16 protein-coding genes are annotated in these 17,828 nt (G+C 61.2%); 10 read left to right on the top strand and 6 right to left on the bottom strand.

The window, feature by feature from the left end; genetic code table 11:
• Positions 1-2 precede the first annotated feature (2 nt).
• On the bottom strand, positions 3-467 hold the full coding sequence (locus tag JQ863_RS06375; protein ID WP_204113470.1) for an Lrp/AsnC family transcriptional regulator: 465 nt from the start codon (positions 465-467) through the stop codon (positions 3-5).
• A gap of 136 nt (positions 468-603) precedes the next feature.
• Between JQ863_RS06375 and JQ863_RS06380 the strand changes: the two genes are divergently transcribed.
• Positions 604-4,026, top strand: coding sequence for an indolepyruvate ferredoxin oxidoreductase family protein (locus tag JQ863_RS06380; RefSeq protein ID WP_204113471.1), 3,423 nt, complete (start codon positions 604-606; stop codon positions 4,024-4,026).
• On the opposite strand, the gene JQ863_RS06385 is transcribed toward JQ863_RS06380, so the two are convergent.
• Positions 4,023-5,168, bottom strand: coding sequence for a fumarylacetoacetate hydrolase family protein (locus tag JQ863_RS06385; protein WP_204113472.1), 1,146 nt, complete (start codon positions 5,166-5,168; stop codon positions 4,023-4,025). The two genes, JQ863_RS06380 and JQ863_RS06385, sit on opposite strands and share 4 nt — an antisense overlap.
• Positions 5,169-5,304: 136 nt before the next feature.
• Here JQ863_RS06385 and JQ863_RS06390 point away from each other — a divergent pair, with 136 nt between their 5' ends.
• The 3 genes from JQ863_RS06390 to JQ863_RS06400 all read left to right on the top strand — a co-directional run bounded on the left by JQ863_RS06390 (position 5,305) and on the right by JQ863_RS06400 (position 8,698).
• Positions 5,305-6,021: a FadR/GntR family transcriptional regulator gene (locus tag JQ863_RS06390; protein ID WP_204113473.1), complete on the top strand. Its 717-nt coding sequence runs from the start codon at positions 5,305-5,307 to the stop codon at positions 6,019-6,021.
• A 59-nt stretch (positions 6,022-6,080) separates the two neighbouring features.
• Positions 6,081-7,586, top strand: coding sequence for an aldehyde dehydrogenase (NADP(+)) (locus JQ863_RS06395; RefSeq protein ID WP_204113474.1), 1,506 nt, complete (start codon positions 6,081-6,083; stop codon positions 7,584-7,586).
• Between the two features lie 200 nt (positions 7,587-7,786).
• Complete coding sequence (locus JQ863_RS06400) at positions 7,787-8,698, top strand: ATP-grasp fold amidoligase family protein (RefSeq protein WP_204113475.1); 912 nt, start codon at positions 7,787-7,789, stop codon at positions 8,696-8,698.
• On the opposite strand, the gene cysK is transcribed toward JQ863_RS06400, so the two are convergent.
• Complete coding sequence (cysK, locus tag JQ863_RS06405; RefSeq protein ID WP_204113476.1) at positions 8,692-9,660, bottom strand: cysteine synthase A; 969 nt, start codon at positions 9,658-9,660, stop codon at positions 8,692-8,694. The two genes, JQ863_RS06400 and cysK, sit on opposite strands and share 7 nt — an antisense overlap.
• Positions 9,661-9,822: 162 nt before the next feature.
• Between cysK and JQ863_RS06410 the strand changes: the two genes are divergently transcribed.
• The 5 genes from JQ863_RS06410 (at position 9,823) to JQ863_RS06430 (ending at position 13,191) form a co-directional block, all read left to right on the top strand.
• Positions 9,823-10,599 carry a cyclase family protein gene (locus JQ863_RS06410; RefSeq protein WP_204113477.1) on the top strand — a complete coding sequence of 259 codons (777 nt, stop codon included), beginning with the start codon at positions 9,823-9,825 and terminating at the stop codon, positions 10,597-10,599.
• A 12-nt stretch (positions 10,600-10,611) separates the two neighbouring features.
• Entirely contained in the window at positions 10,612-11,541 is a 930-nt protein-coding gene (gene kce, locus JQ863_RS06415) for a 3,5-dioxohexanoate:acetyl-CoA acetone transferase (protein WP_204113478.1), read from the top strand.
• 110 nt (positions 11,542-11,651) lie between these two features.
• Entirely contained in the window at positions 11,652-11,948 is a 297-nt protein-coding gene (locus JQ863_RS06420) for a hypothetical protein (protein ID WP_204113479.1), read from the top strand.
• Positions 11,949-12,444: 496 nt separating this feature from the next.
• Positions 12,445-12,867 (top strand): hypothetical protein, encoded by a 423-nt coding sequence (locus JQ863_RS06425; RefSeq protein WP_204113480.1) that lies wholly within the window; start codon positions 12,445-12,447, stop codon positions 12,865-12,867.
• A 39-nt stretch (positions 12,868-12,906) separates the two neighbouring features.
• On the top strand, positions 12,907-13,191 hold the full coding sequence (locus JQ863_RS06430) for a helix-turn-helix domain-containing protein (protein WP_204113481.1): 285 nt from the start codon (positions 12,907-12,909) through the stop codon (positions 13,189-13,191).
• Between the two features lie 44 nt (positions 13,192-13,235).
• Here the strand turns inward: JQ863_RS06430 and uvrB are convergent, their stop codons facing one another.
• On the bottom strand, positions 13,236-15,407 hold the full coding sequence (uvrB, locus tag JQ863_RS06435) for an excinuclease ABC subunit UvrB (RefSeq protein WP_275411513.1): 2,172 nt from the start codon (positions 15,405-15,407) through the stop codon (positions 13,236-13,238).
• Positions 15,408-15,889: 482 nt separating this feature from the next.
• Here uvrB and JQ863_RS06440 point away from each other — a divergent pair, with 482 nt between their 5' ends.
• Positions 15,890-16,201 carry an ETC complex I subunit gene (locus JQ863_RS06440; protein ID WP_204113482.1) on the top strand — a complete coding sequence of 104 codons (312 nt, stop codon included), beginning with the start codon at positions 15,890-15,892 and terminating at the stop codon, positions 16,199-16,201.
• A 59-nt stretch (positions 16,202-16,260) separates the two neighbouring features.
• Here JQ863_RS06440 and JQ863_RS06445 read toward each other — a convergent pair whose 3' ends face one another.
• Positions 16,261-17,067, bottom strand: coding sequence for a fructosamine kinase family protein (locus JQ863_RS06445; RefSeq protein WP_204113483.1), 807 nt, complete (start codon positions 17,065-17,067; stop codon positions 16,261-16,263).
• Complete coding sequence (gene ygfZ, locus JQ863_RS06450) at positions 17,060-17,794, bottom strand: CAF17-like 4Fe-4S cluster assembly/insertion protein YgfZ (protein ID WP_204113484.1); 735 nt, start codon at positions 17,792-17,794, stop codon at positions 17,060-17,062. Before ygfZ ends, JQ863_RS06445 begins: the two co-directional genes overlap by 8 nt.
• Positions 17,795-17,828 lie beyond the last annotated feature (34 nt).

The raw sequence follows: 17,828 nt of genomic DNA on the forward strand, positions 1-17,828 counted from the left end.
CCCTAACGACGCGGTGCAAGCCCCGCGTTCTGCTTCAATCGGCGCAGCACGACATTGGTCTGGGCGCTGTCGACGGCGGGCAGCCGAAACAGCGTGTCCTCAAGAAAGCGGTTATAGGCGGCGATGTCCGGCACCACCACGCGCAGGTGATAATCGGCCTGTCCCGTTGTAGCGAAACACTCGATCACTTCCGGGCACTTCCCGATCACCTCGATGAATTCGTCCAGCTTCTCGCGGTCATGGCGCGTTAGTTGCACATGCACGATGGCCTGAAATCCTAACCCGGCAATCTCAGGCTCGACCACCGCACCATAGCGCGAAATCAGCCCAGCCTCTTCAAAGGTCCGCACCCGCCGCCAGCAAGACGAGGCCGACATACCCGCCTTTTCTGCAAGCTCTGCATTGGAAATGCGGCAATCCCGCTGCAACAGGGACAATAGGGTCCAATCTCTCTGGTCCAGTCGCATTTTCGGAAATGCCTTTCATCTTTGTGGCTTCGTTTGACAAGAATACCCGAAAATGGCGCGATAACCACGGTAAATTGGTCAGATTTTGCAGCTTGTGCGTCGTACCATTTCACTCTCGGGAGGAACGAGGCGCGCCATGACCAAAACGTCACACGATTTCACCACCTATCAATTGGAAGACCGCTATACCCGCACCTCGGGCCGCGTTTTTCTGACCGGCACGCAGGCGCTGGTTCGGATCATGCTGGACCAGGCGCGCCGGGACCGGGCAGCGGGGCTGAACACCGCTGGTTTCGTCTCGGGCTATCGTGGCTCTCCTTTGGGCGGTCTGGACCTTGAGCTTTGGCGCGCCCGCGATCTGACACAAGAGCATCGGATCGAGTTCATGCCGGCTGTGAACGAAGACCTTGGCGCCACGGCCGTTCTGGGCGCGCAACAAGCCAGCCTTGACCCCCACGCGCAGGTCGAAGGCGTGTTTTCCATGTGGTATGGCAAGGGGCCGGGGGTGGACCGCTCGGGCGATGCGCTGAAACACGGCAATGCCTATGGCAGCGCCCCCAAAGGCGGTGTGCTGGTGGTCGCGGGCGATGACCATGGCTGTGTCTCGTCGTCGATGCCCCATCAATCCGACGTCGCCTTCATGTCGTGGTTCATGCCGACGCTGAACCCGTCAAATGTGGCCGAGTATCTTGAGTATGGCGCCTATGGGCTGGCCCTCAGCCGGTTTTCCGGCACATGGGTCGGGTTCAAGGCCGTCTCGGAAACGGTCGAATCCGGCATGTCGGTGGACCTGCCCGAGGACCGCGCGTTCATTCATCCCGAAATCAAGCTGCCCCCCGGTGGGCTGCACGTCCGCCACGCCGACCTGCCCAGCCCCGAGATCGAAACCCGGATCGGTTTCAAGCTGGACGCGGTCGAGGCTTTTGTCGAAGCCAACCCCATTGACCGGCATATCTATGAAATCCCCAATGCCCGCTATGGCATTGTGACCACCGGCAAGGGCCATCTCGACCTGATGGAAGCGCTGCGCCTTCTGGGGCTGGATGAGACCGCCTGCCGTCGTTTGGGGATCGACATCTACAAGGTCGGCATGGTCTGGCCTCTGGCCCGGCGCGATGCTCTGGACTTCGTGCAGGGCAAGGAAGAGGTGTTGGTGATCGAAGAAAAGCGCGGCATCATCGAAAGCCAGTTCAAGGAGTATTTCTATGACTGGCCCGGCGCCAAGCCGAAAAAGATGGTGGGCAAACACCGCGCCGCAGGGGACCCGCTGCTGCCATGGACGGGTGAGTTCAGCCCCCTGCAACTGGTTCCTGTTGTCGCCGAACGGCTGCATGCGTTTTTCCCGGAGGAAAATCTGCTTGAAAAGGCGGCACAACTGACGGCGACCAAACCCCCTGTCCTGAAGGTCGACGGCGCGACCCGCACGCCCTATTTCTGCTCGGGATGCCCGCACAATACCTCGACCAAAGTGCCCGAGGGCTCAAAGGCGGCCAGCGGCATCGGCTGTCATGTGATGGCAAGCTGGATGGACCGAGAGACGGTCGGTTATGCCCAAATGGGCGGCGAGGGCGTGCCGTGGGTGGTGGCGTCGAAGTTCAATGGCGGCAAGCACATTTTCCAGAACCTCGGCGAAGGCACGTGGTATCATTCCGGGTCGCTGGCGATCCGTCAGGCGGTCGCCGCCAACACAAACATCACCTACAAGATCCTCTATAACGATGCGGTTGCGATGACCGGCGGCCAGCCCGTCGACGGCCCGGTCTCGGTCGCAGGCATCGCCCAGACCTGCCGCGCCGAGGGGGTAGAGCGGATCGCGCTGGTGTCCGACGATGCAGGCAAGTTCAACCGCGCCGATTTCCCCATCGGCACCTCGTTCCACGACCGCGCCGAGATGGATGCGGTGCAGCGCGAACTGCGCGAAATCAAGGGCGTCACGGCCCTGATCTATGAACAGACTTGCGCCACCGAGAAACGCCGCCGCCGCAAACGCGGCAAGATGGATGATCCGCCACGTTTTGCCGTGATCAATGAACTGGTCTGCGAAGGCTGCGGCGACTGTTCGGTTGAATCGAACTGCCTGTCCGTCGAACCCGTCGAAACGGAATTCGGCCGCAAACGCCGTGTGAACCTTTCGAACTGCAACAAGGATTTCTCGTGTCTCAACGGGTTCTGTCCGTCCTTTGTCACGGTCGAGAACGCAAGCCGCCGCAAACGGCAGAGCGCCGACATCGATGTGCCCGCGCTACTGGCCGGATTGCCCGCGCCTGAACTGCCGTCGCTGTCCGAGCCGTTTGACCTTCTGGTGACCGGGGTGGGCGGTACCGGGGTTGTGACGGTTGGCGCACTTGTCACCATGGCGGCACATCTCGAGGGGCGGGGGGCGTCCGTGCTTGACTTCACCGGGTTCGCGCAGAAATTCGGTACGGTTCTCAGCTTCATTCGGCTGGGCGAGACACCCGGCGCGATCCATCAGGTGCGGATTGATCAGGGACACGCGGATGCGGTGATTGGCTGTGACATCGTCGTGTCGTCCTCTCCCAAGGCATCGGTGCATTATCGCCCCGGCACACGCATGGTGCTGAACCGCGCCGAGATGCCGACCGGGGATGTTGTGCTGCACCGCGATGCCGACCTTGCGGTTGCCGCGCGAGAGCAGGTGATCCGCGATGCGGTCGGGGCCGAAAACGTCCTTGGTTTCGATGCAAACAAGGCCGCCGAGACCCTTCTCGGCGACAGCGTCTTTGCCAATGTGCTGATGCTGGGGATCGCCTGGCAGCAGGGGCTGGTGCCGGTCAGCGAGGCGGCGCTGAAACAGGCGATCCTGCTGAACGGCGTGGCAGTCGAAAAGAACGCCCGCGCGTTTGATCTCGGGCGCGGTCCGGCGGCGACCCCTGAGGCGGTGCGACTGAACGATGACCGACCGGACCCAATGAAAGCGGCGGACATCGTCGCGCGCCGTGCCGAGTTTCTGACCAGCTATCAGGATGACGCATATGCCAGGCGCTACAAGCAGGCCATCGACGGTTTTTCCACCGGACTGCCTGCGGACGTGTCCGAGGAATTCACCTCGCTTGCCGCGAAATCACTGTTCAAGTTGATGGCCTACAAAGACGAATACGAGGTCGCGCGACTGCACACGGACGCGGGGTTTGAGGAAAAGTTGAACCAGATGTTCGAGCCGGGCTTTACCGTCAAATACCACATGGCGCCGCCCCTGCTGTCTCCGGGCCGCGATGGGCGCGGACGGCCGATGAAACGCGCCTTCGGGGGCTGGATGGCCGCAGCGATGCGGCGACTTGCCAGGTTGAAACGCCTGCGTGGAACCGCGCTGGATCCGTTCGGCTATACGGCGGAACGCCGGATGGAACGCGACCTGATCAACTGGTTCGAAGCCGGGCTGCAACGGCTTGGCGGCAAGGTCACGAACGAAAACGCCAGCGACGTGCGCGCATTCCTGTCCGCACCGCTTGAGATGCGCGGCTATGGGCCAGTGAAAGACGAGGCGGTCAGGAAACACCGCCCCTTGGCCGACGCCGCGCTGACCCGTGCGATGGGCTAGAGCAGGCCGCGCGCCGCGAGGTTTCGCATCAGGTGGCTGACACCAAAAGTCCATTCGGCGCATTCGGTCGACAGGCGCACGGTATTGCGCAATGTGCCCAACCCGGCGGACGTGATCTCGACCACATCTCCGACCTTGTGGGTGAAGCCTTCACCCGGCACATCCCGGTCCTGCGTCGGTGCGAACAGCGTGCCCAGGAACAGGACCAGCCCGTCAGGGTATTGATGGTGCCGCCCTATGGTCTGCGTAACCAGGTCTTCGGGGCCACGGCTGATTTCCTTCATCGACGAATGGCCTTTCAGGACAAACCCGTCCTCACCTGTCACCGTCAGGTCCAGTTCCGCGGCACGCACGTCGTTCAGGCTGAATGATTTGTCGAACAGCCGGATCATCGGCCCGATGGCGCAGGATGCATTGTTGTCCTTGGCCTTGGACAACAACAGCGCGGAGCGCCCTTCGACGTCGCGCAGGTTGACGTCATTGCCCAGCGTTGCGCCCACGATCCGGCCTTTTGAAGACACGGCCAGCACGATCTCGGGTTCGGGGTTGTTCCAGTTGGAAATCGGGTGCAGCCCGACCTCGGCATTTGGTCCCATCGCCGACAGAACCTGCGCCTTCGAGAACACTTCGGCATCCGGGCCGATTCCGACCTCAAGATATTGCGACCACAGCCCTTCCTTGATCAGCGCTTCCTTGACGCGCGCGGCTTCCTCCGATCCGGCCTCGATATCGCGCAGCGACTCGCCGATGGTGGCACCAACGCGGGCGCGGATGGTTTCGGCAAGCTGTGGATCGCCCGACGCGCGTTCCTCGATCACGCGTTCCACCATGGAACTGGCGAAGGTGACGCCACAGGCTTTGACAGCCTGCAAATCGCAGGGTGCAAGAAAGTGAACCTGATCGGGGTGGGGGGCGTTGGCCGCGATCTGGTCAATCTGTCCAAGATCGGTTCCCGCGGCGTCTGTGACATAGCGAACAGGATCATCCATTTCGCAAATATCGCGCACAAGCGGTGTGGCTTTTGTGGTGATATCCAGAACCCGCCCGTCGCGAAGCGTGACGACGGCAGGGCCTTGCGCTGACGGCAGCCAGACCCGGCCCAGAAACACGCCATTGACCTCGGCGTCCGTGAAAAAGCTCATCCCCAACCTCCCTGATTTGCGGCTTGCCCGGGCGACTCGGCCCGTGAAACTGGCGTCACGTTAGAGAAGGCTTTGCAATTTGTCCAACAATCGGACAATGTGACAAAGAATTTACGAATCGACGCGCCCGACACCCATGACCGATTTCCCGGATATCCGCCGCGAGGGGTACCTGCCCGACCGCATTGCCGCCGAAATCATGGCGCAGGTTGATGACGGCCGTTTGAAGCCCGGTGATTACCTGCCCACAGAAACCCAGCTTGCCGACGCGTTCGGCGTCAGCCGCAACGTCGTCCGAGAGGCTATCGCCCGGTTGCGTGCCGATGGGGTCATCAAATCCAAACAGGGCAAGGGTGCCTGCATCCTTCCCCCCAGTGAACGCGCAACTTTCCGCATCGATCCGGTGCAACTCAACGAGGCGGGCAACCTGTCAGACCTGTTCGAACTCAGGCGGACGCTGGAAGTTGAAGCCGCGGGTCTTGCCGCCGAGCGCCGGAGCAAGGGCGACCTTGAGCGGATGCGTGTCGCTATGGAGCAGATGGAAGGCACAGGCAGCTATGACGATGCGCGTATCGAAGCGGACGCTGCCTTTCACCGCGCGATCGGGGCGGCAAGTCGCAATACCTATCTGGCGGCAATCGTCGATTACATCTCGGGAAGGGTCAAGGAAACCACGCGGCAGACCGGTCAGGTCTATCAGGGCGATGACCTTCTTGACGTGTCCCTGTCAGAACACAGCACGATCTTTGCGGCCATCGAACAAGGCGATGCCAGCGGTGCGCGGGCGGCTATGGCTCAGCATGTCGCCGAAGCCGCCCGACGTCTGGGCCTGACCCTGAACGCGTCACCTTGAGCAACAGAATGCGGGGTCGGATGACCCCTTCGGAAAACACGAATGAAAGGACGATCAAAATGCTGAAAGGCACACATCTGATTGCGGGTGAATGGGTCGGAACCGACCAAACATTTGCCAACGAACCGGTCTCTGGCGATGTCGACAAGTTTTCGGTTGGTACGGTTGAGCTGGTCAACCGCGCCTGCGAAGCGGCAGAAGAGGCGTTCTGGTCCTATGGCTACTCGACCCGCGCCGAGCGCGCGGCATTCCTGCGGGCCATTGCCGACGAGATTGACGCGCGTGGCGACGCGATTACGGCGCAAGGGGTCAAGGAAACCGGCCTGCCCGAGGCGCGTCTGGTGGGAGAACGTGGCCGCACCACCGGCCAGTTGAAACTGTTTGCCGACCATATCGAGGCCGGCGACTATCTTGATCGCCGCCACGATCAGGCGTTGCCCGACCGCGCGCCCCTGCCGCGTCCTGATATTCGCCTGATGCAACGCCCTGTCGGTCCTGTTGCCGTCTTTGGCGCGTCGAACTTTCCGCTGGCCTTCTCGACTGCTGGTGGCGACACGGCGGCGGCGCTGGCGGCAGGCTGCCCGGTGGTGGTCAAGGGCCACTCGGCCCATCCGGGCGTCAGCGACCTTGTTGCCCAGGCCATCGATGCTGCGATCAAATCCTGCGGCATCCATCCTGGCGTCTTCAGCCAGATTCAGGGCGGCAACCGCGCCGTAGGTCAGGCCGTGGTGCAGCACCCGCTGATCAAGGCCGTAGGCTTTACCGGCTCGCTGGGCGGTGGCCGCGCGCTGTTTGACCTTTGTGCTCAACGCCCCGAGCCGATCCCCTTCTTCGGCGAGCTTGGTTCGGTCAACCCGATGTTCATCCTCGACGCGGCGCTGGCCGCGCGCGGCGGCGAAATCGCGGCGGGGTGGGCCGGATCGCTGACCATGGGGGCAGGGCAGTTCTGCACCAACCCCGGTATTGCCGTCGTGACCAAGGGGCCAGAAGCGGAGGCTTTCACCGAAGCCGCCCGCGCAGCACTTGAACCGATCGGGGCGCAGGTCATGCTGACCGGCGGTATCGCGTCGGCCTATCATCAGGGACGTGACCGGGTGGCGGCGACGGCCGGGGTGCAGGAAGTTCTGACCTCGACCTGCGATCTGCGCAATGCCACACCCTATCTGTTTGCCACGAGCGGCAAGGAATGGCTGGCAAATGAAACCCTGGGCGAAGAGGTCTTTGGCCCGCTGGGTCTGATTGTGGTGGTCGAGGATGATGCCGAACGCATGGCGGTGGCGAAATCCCTGCATGGGCAGCTGACCTGCACCCTGCACATGGACGAAGGTGACACCGATGCCGCGCGCGCGCTCATGCCCGTTCTGGAACGCAAGGCCGGGCGGGTCCTGGCCAATGGATTCCCGACCGGGGTCGAAGTGTGTGATGCCATGGTGCATGGCGGGCCATACCCCGCTTCGACCAACTTCGGTGCCACATCGGTCGGCACCATGTCGATCCGGCGTTTCCTGCGTCCTGTCAGCTATCAGAACATCCCCGGGTCCGTTCTGCCGGACGATCTTGTTTGATCTGACAACTTGACCGGGCCGCAAGTGGCCCGGTTGCCGAGACCTGAGGCGGCCGATTTGACAGGCCGCCTCTGCCCAACGCACAGTGGTCGAAACAGGCAAGTGTTGTTGGGGGCGGGCGTTTGGCGGGACCTGAAAGTGGCGGTGGATCCGTGTTCCGCGGGATTGCCGATACCCTGTTCCTAAGGATCGCTTCCGCCTTGATCCTGCTGGCATACTGGCGCGCCACCTGGAAATTCATTCGCCGCCTGCACCGCCTGCCAAACCTTGTCTTCCCCAGTAGCTACAATGACAAGGTGTTCTGGCGCAAATTCCTTGACCACAACCCCGATTGGCGCGTGTTCAACGACAAGCTGCAGGTGCGTGACCGGGTGGCCGAAACCTGCCCGGATCTGCCTTCGGCCCCGATCCTTTGGAGCGGCTCAGACCCCGCCGCAATTCCTGACACAGTTCTAGCTGCGCCTGCCCTGATCAAGACGAACCACGGGTCGGGCTATAACATCTTCTATGACGGGCATAGCCCCACCCGCCCCGAGATCGAGACCCAGCTGACAGCATGGCTGTCTGAGACTTTCGGGACATGGATGGGTGAGTGGGGGTATTGGCACATCCGGCCGCAGATCCTGATCGAGGCGCGATTGACCACTCGCAATGGCGGGCCACCGGCCAATATCAATGTTCACGCCTGTGACGGGAAAGTCGTCTTCGTCGGCGTCTACCTCGGTTCCAAGGACACGTCCCGGCAACTCAGCTTCTTCACGTCAGACGGGCAGCGGCTGCCCTTCACGACCAAGGGCGGAACCCCGCCAATCGACCCCGGCTGGATACCCGGCGGTGATTTTCACCGCGCAGTAGAGGCCGCTTGCCGATTGTCTCGCGGGGTCGATTATCTGCGCTGTGATTTCATGGCCGCAGATGGCGTGATCTATTTCAACGAACTGACCACATATCCCGGCAGCGGCTGCTTGCGCTTCAGCGATCCAGACGCGGTCAGCCTGCTGATGAAGGAATGGGACATCCGCAAGTCATGGTTCCTGCGCACTCCGCAATCCGGCTGGCGCGAGGTGTGGCGGCGGGCGCTGAGCCGCCGGCTGGCCGCGCGGTCTCAGTAGCCATCAAACAGCACGGTCGAGATATAGCGTTCGGCAAATGAGGGCACGATCGCGACGATGGTCTTTCCGGCCATCTCGTCCCGCTTTGCAATTTGCATTCCAGACCAGATCGCCGCGCCCGATGATATGCCGACCGCGATCCCCTCGGTTTTGGCTATATGGCGCGAGGTGTCCAGCGCATCTTCGTCGCTGACGGCGATGACCTCGTCAATCAGGCTCGTGTCAAGGTTATCGGGCACGAAGCCGCCACCGATGCCTTGTATCGCATGCACCTGATATGTTCCGCCCTTCAGCGCCTGACTTTTCTCGGGTTCCACCGCCACCATCTTCAACGACGGCCTGCGCGGTTTCAGCGCCCGGGCGCAGCCGGTAAAGGTGCCGCCCGTTCCGATCCCTGATACGATCACATCGACTGCCCCCCCGGTGTCATTCCAGATTTCCTCGGCCGTCGTTTCCACATGGATCGCCGGGTTCGCCGGATTGTCGAACTGGCTGGGCCAGACAGAACCGGGAATTTCCTGCAAAAGTTCTTTGACCTTGGCGATCGAAGCCGAAATCCCCGGCTCGCGCGGGGTCAGGATCACCTCGGCGCCGAGGAACTGCAACATCTTGCGGCGTTCGACCGAAAAGGTTTCCGGCATCACCAGGATCAACCGATAACCGCGCTGGGCCGCGACGAAAGCCAGCCCGATGCCGGTATTGCCCGAGGTCGGCTCGATCAGAACCGATCCCGGTCCGATCTTGCCCGCCTGTTCAAGCGCTGTCAGCATGCCAACTGCGGTGCGGTCCTTGACGCTGCACAGGGGGTTGAAATGCTCAAGCTTCAACAACAGGTCACCGAGCAGCCCAAATTCCCGCGTCAGTTTCGGAACGCGCACCAGCGGCGTATCCCCGATGGCTTCGACGATGTCGCCATAGATCCGACCACGCCCAGGTTTTGGTTTGTCCCGGTCTTGCGTCATATTCCGCCTTGTTTTCTGATGCTTCCATTGGACTGCCTAAGCGTCCCCGGGTCAACCGTTCGGGTTTTGCACGTGCAGCGATAGATTTCCTTGACCCGGTACACAGGCCGAGGGCAGCTTTGGCGGATTGCCTCACTTGTGATTGCCCCGGAAAGGATCCCCATGCCCCGTCGTTTCGTCGACCTTTCGGTCGCGCTGGAAACCGGTATCGCCAGCGACCCGCCCGTCATGGCGCCCGAGATCACCTATTTCACCCATGATCAGACCGCCGAGCAGGTCATGGCGTTCTTTCCCGGCCTCACGCGTCAGGATCTGCCGGGTGGCGAAGGCTGGGCGATCGAGCGGCTTCAGATCGCGACCCACAATGGCACCCACCTGGACGCGCCCTATCACCACCATTCCACCATGAACAACGGCGACCGCGCGATCACCATCGACGAGGTGCCGCTGGAATGGTGCATGAACCCCGGCGTGAAGCTGGATTTCCGCCATTTCCCGGATGGTTACGTGGTCAGCGCAGAGAACGTCGCGGCCGAGCTTGCGCGTATCGGCCATGACCTTCAACCGCTGGACATCGTAGTGGTGAACACCGCCGCAGGAGCCCGGTATGGCGCCGACGACTATCTTGTCAAAGGCTGTGGAATGGGGCGCGAAGCGACGATGTACCTGCTGGAACGAGGCGTTCGGGTCACCGGCACGGATGCCTGGTCCTGGGACGCGCCTTTTCCGCTGACCGCGCAGGAATATGCCCGTTCAGGGGATCCCTCGATTATCTGGGAAGGGCACCGCGCGTCGATGGAGATCGGGTATTGCCACATGGAAAAGCTGACCAACCTCGACACGCTTCCCCCAACCGGGTTCGAGATTTCGTGCTTTCCCTACAAGATCAAGGGCGCCAGCGCCGGGTTCATTCGCGCCGTGGCGATTTTTCAGGAGTAAGGTTGGCCACCCATGCAGAAAACCATCATCACTTGCGCCATCACCGGCGCGATCCACACCCCCACCATGTCCGACGCTTTGCCGTGGACGCCCGATGACATCGCGACCCAGGCCATTGACGCGGCAAAGGCGGGGGCCGCGATCCTGCACCTTCATGCCCGCAACCCGGAAAACGGCGCGCCATCGGTCACACCCGACCATCTTCTGGACGTGTTGCCGCGCATCCGGGCTGAGACCGACGCGATTGTGAATATCTCGACTGGTGGCGCGATCACGATGGGGGTCGAGGAACGGCTGGCCCCGGCCACGACCTTCTCACCGGAGATGTGTTCGCTGAACATGGGGTCGATTAACTTTTCGATCCACCCGCTGGCAGCGCGTTACCAGTCGTGGAAATTCGACTGGGAAGAACCTTATGTCCAAGGCTCCGAGGGGGGGATCTTCCGCAACTCGTTTGCCGATATCAAACTGGTGGCCCAGACGCTGGGCGGCGATCCGCACCACGCCAAGTTCGAACACGAGTGTTATGACGTCGGCCACCTGCACAACCTCGCCTATTGCCTGCGTCAGGGCATGTTCCGGGCGCCGATTTTCCTGCAGTTTGTCATGGGAATCCTTGGCGGGATTCCGGCCGAGATCGAACATCTTGTCTATATGAAGCGCACCGCCGACCGGCTGTTTGGCACGGATTATCAGTGGTCAGTGCTGGGGGCCGGGGCGCAGCAGATGAAACTTGGCGCTGTGGCCGCGCAGATGGGTGGACATGTGCGCGTTGGACTTGAGGATTCGCTTTTCATCGAACGCGGCGTTCTGGCAAAATCCAACGCCCAGCAGGTCGAGAAGATGGTCTCGATCCTGCACGGTCAGGGCAATACCGTCGCCACCCCGGACGAGGCGCGCACCATGCTGGGGCTGAAGGGGGCGGACAAGGTCAGGTTCTGACAGCCGGGGGTTGATCCTTTCTGCGTAAACCGTAGCATCGGGTGCAACGGACAGCGGGGGCAGTCCGTGGAATAGAAACCCGTGTCCATGATTCTTCGAAAGGTAGACCGATGAACCTCCGATTGATTGCCCTCCCCGCCGCGATGATTGCCGGAATGTCCCTGTCGGGCTGCGATGAATACATCGCGGGCAAGGGCACCCCGCCCGAGATCGCAATGGCCACGAACAACTGCATCTCTGCCGTGGCGGATGCCACCCGAAACGCTGACGTCAGCCTGATCGGAGCGACCCCGATGACCGACGGCACCAGCGTCGAACTGGCCGTGGGCGGCGCCACGGCACCCTGGGCCTGCGACACCGACCTCGCCGGCAATGTGCTGCGGGTTTACGACACCGCAGAAGGTTGAGGGGGCAGGGGGCGGTTGGATGGCTCTTTGGGTCGGGCGGGCGTCAGGACCGTGCCACCTATGACGTGAGCCCTTGCCTGATAGTGTGAACGATCACGCGAAATATTGGCACGCCTCTGCGAAATGCTCTGCACTGCACACGCGCCCAACCAAGGCGATTGCTTGCATTCGCCGATGCCCGGCAGAGTATTACAAAGTAATGCGCGAGAGAGGGACGCCCTTGACCGGGGTTTATGGGGCGCGTTGGTTTCTCCGTTCTCACCAATTCATGATGCCATGCATCATGCACGCGCCCGACCCGCCCCCATGGGCGGGCGCGTTCCGCACCCACCCCTCGGGTCGGGCGCGTGGGTTGAGACTACCGTGAACAATCTGAACCAAGTACGCCATTGACGTATGTGCGCCAATGGCGTATTCTACAGCTAATTTCGGACGCTAGAAGCCGGTAGAAACCAACCAAGAGGCAGAAGTTTAGGTTTCATACAACGAGGATGACATGGAGAATACACTTAGACCAGTCGAGTCAGTTCCATTTCAAGCGACCGAATATCCAATTACGGTTGCTGAGGTTCCTCAGGCATCGGAAATGCTTGATGAGTTACTTGGGGACGAACAGCGCGATGAATTGGTTGACTGCTTGGCATTTCAGCCAGACATCGGAGAGCCGCTAGGTGATTGCTCGAGAGTGAGAACTAATGTTTTTGCTTTCGATACTGTCGGCGGCAAAAGCGAAGTGACGGTCGTGTACTTTTTTCACGACCTGAACATGCCTTTGTACATTCTGGCGGTGTACGAAGGTGAGAAAGAGTTTTCGCCAGACTCGCTGGAGGAAGAAACCATGAACCGCCTAGCTGCCGAGCTTGTTCAGACCAGTATTAAGGACGCCAGAAGAGCGTTTAAGAGCAGTGCCCGAAGTTAATCTCGGGTGGTCAGAAAGAGAGGCAAAGGAGAACGAAAAATGCATGAGATAATTCGGGGAATGGAGCAGGCCCTTGAGCATGCAAAGGGAGCGGACAATGGCACAAAAACTCGCCAAGTCCGCGTTCCTGACAATGTAGATGTCGCTGCGATTAGGCGCAAACTTGGTTTGTCCCAAACCGAGTTCGCCCTTCGCTTTGGCTTCAATCTTGCTAGCCTGCGAAATTGGGAGCAGGGTCGCCGTTTCCCAGACGGTCCCGCGCGCACCCTTTTGAAAGTCATTGATGCTGCCCCAGAAGCAGTAGAAAGCGCTTTGACTGGTTAAACTAGCCATTCTTTTCACTTCATTAGGGCAGGCAGAAGTCTGCCCTATTTTTTTCTCCTCTTCACATTCCCACCCCGCTGACCCGCCCGGCCAGCCGTTGACCGGGACTTCGCTTTTTCACCTGCCGCTTCGACCGCGTATTGTCGGGCCATGGGGTCGTCGGAGACCACCAGATCGACCGCTTCCAGGCGCTTGATCTCGTCCCGAAGGCGGGCGGCTTCCTCGAACTCCAAATTCTCGGCGGCCTTGCGCATGTCCGTCCGCATGCCCTCAAGCACCGCTTCCAGGTTGGCGCCGTGCATCGGTTTGTCGATGGTGGCGGTGACGCGGGACATGTCGGTGTCGCCCTGATAGAGCCCGGCCAGCACGTCCTCGACGTTCTTCTTCACCGTCTCCGGCGTGATGCCGTGTTCCTCGTTATAGGCGATCTGTTTCGCGCGGCGGCGGTCGGTTTCCGCCAGCGCCCGTTCCATCGACCCCGTAATCCGGTCGGCATACATGATGACGCGGCCCTCGGCGTTCCGGGCGGCACGGCCGATGGTCTGGATCAGCGAGGTCTCGGACCGCAGGAACCCTTCCTTGTCGGCATCCAGAATGGCGACCAGACCGCATTCGGGGATATCCAGCCCCTCGCGCAGCAGGTTGATGCCGATCAGCACGTCAAACGCCCCCAGCCGCAGGTCGCGCAGGATTTCGATCCGTTCCAGCGTGTCGATGTCGCTGTGCATGTAGCGGACCTTGATGCCCTGTTCGTGCATGTATTCGGTCAGGTCTTCGGCCATGCGCTTAGTCAGTGTCGTGACCAGCGTGCGGAAGCCCCTGTCGGCCACCTTCCGCACCTCGTCGAGAAGGTCGTCGACCTGCATGTCCACGGGGCGGATTTCAACTTCGGGATCCAGAAGCCCGGTGGGACGGATCACCTGTTCGGTAAAGACGCCGCCGGTGCGTTCAATCTCCCAGTTGCCGGGCGTGGCCGATACAAAGACCGATTGCGGGCGCATGGCGTCCCATTCCTCGAATTTTAGGGGTCTGTTGTCCATGCAGGAGGGCAGGCGGAACCCGTGTTCGGCCAGCGTGAACTTGCGCCGGTGGTCACCGCGATACATGCCGCCGATCTGCGGCACGCTGACATGGGATTCATCGGCGAATACAATGGCATTGTCGGGGATGAACTCGAACAGGGTGGGGGGCGGTTCACCGGGCGCGCGCCCTGTCAGGTAACGCGAATAGTTCTCGATCCCGTTGCAATGGCCGGTGGCTTCCAGCATCTCGATGTCGAAATTGGTGCGCTGTTCCAGCCGCTGGGCTTCCAGCAGCTTGCCTTCGTCGACCAGCTGGTTCAGCCGCAGCTTCAACTCTTCCTTGATCGAGATCACCGCCTGCCGCAGCGTCGGCTTGGGGGTGACATAGTGCGAATTCGCATAGACGCGGATTTTCTCGAACGTGTCGGTCTTTTCACCGGTCAGCGGGTCGAACTCGGTAATCGATTCCAGCTCCTCGCCGAAAAAGGACAGCTTCCATGCGCGGTCCTCAAGGTGAGCGGGGAAGATTTCCAGACTGTCGCCCCGCACCCGGAACGACCCGCGCTGAAACGCCTGATCGTTGCGCTTGTATTGCTGGGCGACGAGGTCGGCCATGACCTGCCGCTGGTCATAGTCCTTGCCGACGATCAGGTCCTGTGTCATGGCCGAATAGGTTTCGACCGACCCGATGCCGTAGATGCAGGAAACCGAGGCCACGATGATCACGTCATCCCGTTCCAGAAGCGCCCGCGTCGCCGAGTGGCGCATGCGGTCGATCTGTTCGTTGATCATCGACTCCTTTTCGATATAGGTGTCGGTGCGCGGGACATAGGCTTCGGGCTGGTAGTAGTCATAGAAACTGACGAAATACTCGACCGCGTTTTCGGGGAAGAAGCCTTTGAACTCTCCATAAAGCTGGGCGGCGAGGGTCTTGTTCGGGGCGAGGATAATGGCTGGGCGCTGGGTTTCCTCGATCACCTTTGCCATGGTGAATGTCTTGCCCGTTCCGGTCGCGCCCAGAAGCACCTGGTCACGTTCGCCGGACAATACGCCACCTGAAAGCTCCTTGATCGCGGTGGGCTGATCCCCGGCGGGTGCGAATTCGGTCTGCATGACAAACCGTTTGCCGCCCTCCAGCTTGGGTCGGGCGGCGCGGGGGTTTTGCATCATTGGAAGGTCTTGAATATCGGTCATGGCAGTCTCCGGGATCAAGAAACAATGTGCCTTTATGAAGGTCGTGTTCAACCCCCGCTGCTGACAGGATCTGTCAGTAAGGTATGGCAAACCATATTTGTCGGGTTCGAATGATTTTGAAGATTCGGTCAAAATTGACGTTAGGTCAGGCTGTCGGCGGGGTGAATTGGTGCGAATGGCTGTCCAATTTGAACGTTTATGCCCTCAATACCCAATATTGGGTAATTTTGTGCCGCGCGCGTATTGCAAAAAGATTCAAATCTTTCCTATCATTTACCAGCAAGCAGCAGAACTTGGTCGTCGAGCAGGCCGCATTTTTTACCCCTCGCTCCCCGTGGTTTGGACGGCAGCCACTGCTGCTTGCGACCTTCCCCTGCTGGATCGGCGTCTGGACGCGCGCTAGATGGCGCCCTGAGGCAATTCGGCGCTTGCCCGGACCGTCAGAATCCCTGATAAAGCGGCAAGTTCAAGGAGGGTGCGCCATGACCGCTCGTATCTATCAGCCTGCTCGTAACGCCATGACCTCGGGTCAGGCGAAAACCCATCATTGGGTGCTTGAATATGACCCGGCCGCGCCGCGCACGGTTGATCCGCTTATGGGCTGGACCGGGTCCAGTGATATGACCTCGCAGGTGCGCCTGCGGTTCAAATCGAAAGAGGCGGCATTGGATTATGCCCGCGAACACGGGATCGAAGCGACGGTGATTGCACCGCACAAACGCAAGCCGAATATCCGGCCCGGCGGCTATGGCGAGAATTTCGCTACCAACCGGCGCGGCCCCTGGACGCACTGAGCGCGACACAAGTCACAGATCAGACCCGTGCCATTGGCGCGGGTTTTTTTTGTCCGCCGTCAGAACCCGGCCGCGTCCAGCTTTGCGTCGACCATGGACTGATAGCTGCCGCCGAACAGACGCAGATGCACCAGCGCGGGCCACAGCTGATAGATTGCGCGACGGCGTTCCCATCCCGGCTCAAGCGCGCCATAGGCCTGCCAGAAGGCCGGGTGGGGCGTGGCAAACAAGGTCAGCATCGCAAGGTCGACCTCGCGGTCGCCGTGATAGCAGGCCGGGTCTATCAGAAATGCTGCGTCGGCGGTGAACAATACGTTCCCCGCCCATAGGTCACCGTGCAACAAGGCGGCTGGCGGGGCCTTTGGCAAAAGGTCGGGCAGCGCGTCAATCAGTGTCTCGGCGCGGCGGGCAAGCGGCGCTGGCAAAGCGAAAAGCGACGGGCGGATCCTTGTGTCGCCCCAGAAGGTCGCCCAGTTGCGATGGCGGGTATTGGGGATCGCGACATCGCCAAAGGCATAGTCCCGGTCCCAGCCGAAACTGTCGCCCAATGCGGAATGAAGATGGCGCAACCCCTCACCAAGCGCGGTCCAGCCCTTGGCATGTGCCTGTGCTTCGGGCAGGAATTCCATCACCAGAACCGTGTCCCGTGCCGCCAGAACGCGAGGCGCCGGAGCGTTGGCAGCGCGGATGTCGCGCAGCATCCTCGCTTCTTCGACAACCAGCGGGCCGGTCTTTGCGACAATGCGGCGGCCATCGGTCAGGGTCAGGCGCTGTACCTGCGACAAGTCCCCGCCGTGCAGCGGTCTGGCCGAGGCCACGCGGACCCCCAACAGGGTTTCGACGGTCTGATGGACCGGGTCAGTCAAGGGTAACGCTCGCGTCGCCCGCCACCATGCCGGGGCCGGTGCGATCAAGGCGCAGGAAGGCAATGGCGCGGTCGCCGGAGCGGGTGAACAGGGTTCCGACTTCCCGGCCTTCGCGGGTGATTGGCGTGCCCGGTTCAGCGGCGCCGGTAACGGTGACGGTGGTGAACCCCTTGCGCAATTCGGTCTTGTGCTTCATCCGCGCTGTGACTTCCTGACCGACGTAACAGCCTTTGCGGAAATCGACGCCGTTCAGCCGCTCGAATCCGGCCTCCAGAATATAGCTGTCCGGGGTCAACTCGGTGCCTGTCTCCGGGATACAACGGGCCACGCGGATCGTATCCCAGTCGGTATCATCGCCAGATTGCGCCGTGTCGCGATAGGCCCGCCAGCCCATGTCGGGATGGCGGGGATCGGCAAACCCGTCGACGGGGGTCTCTCCGGTGCCGCGATGCACAAAAAGGTCCGCCGGGGTGATCTGCACGTCGGCGCGCAGCTTGTACATTGACAGCCGCTGCACCAGCCCGTCGGCAACGGTGGCGTCGACATCCATCAGGATGGCGTCGCCGCGCCGAGACAGGAAGAAATCGGCAAGGAACTTGCCTTGCGGCGTCAGGATCGCGGCATAGACCATGCCGGCGTCCAGTTTCTTGATGTCATTTGTGATCAGACCCTGAAGGAAATCCTCGGCGTCCATTCCGGTGATCAGGAAGGTCTTGCGTTCGCTCATGTCCGGCCCCTGTCATTCCTGACGAGATTAATAT

Origin of the sequence: Shimia biformata (assembly GCF_016888515.1) — a bacterium.
GTDB classification, from domain to species: domain Bacteria; phylum Pseudomonadota; class Alphaproteobacteria; order Rhodobacterales; family Rhodobacteraceae; genus Shimia_A; species Shimia_A biformata.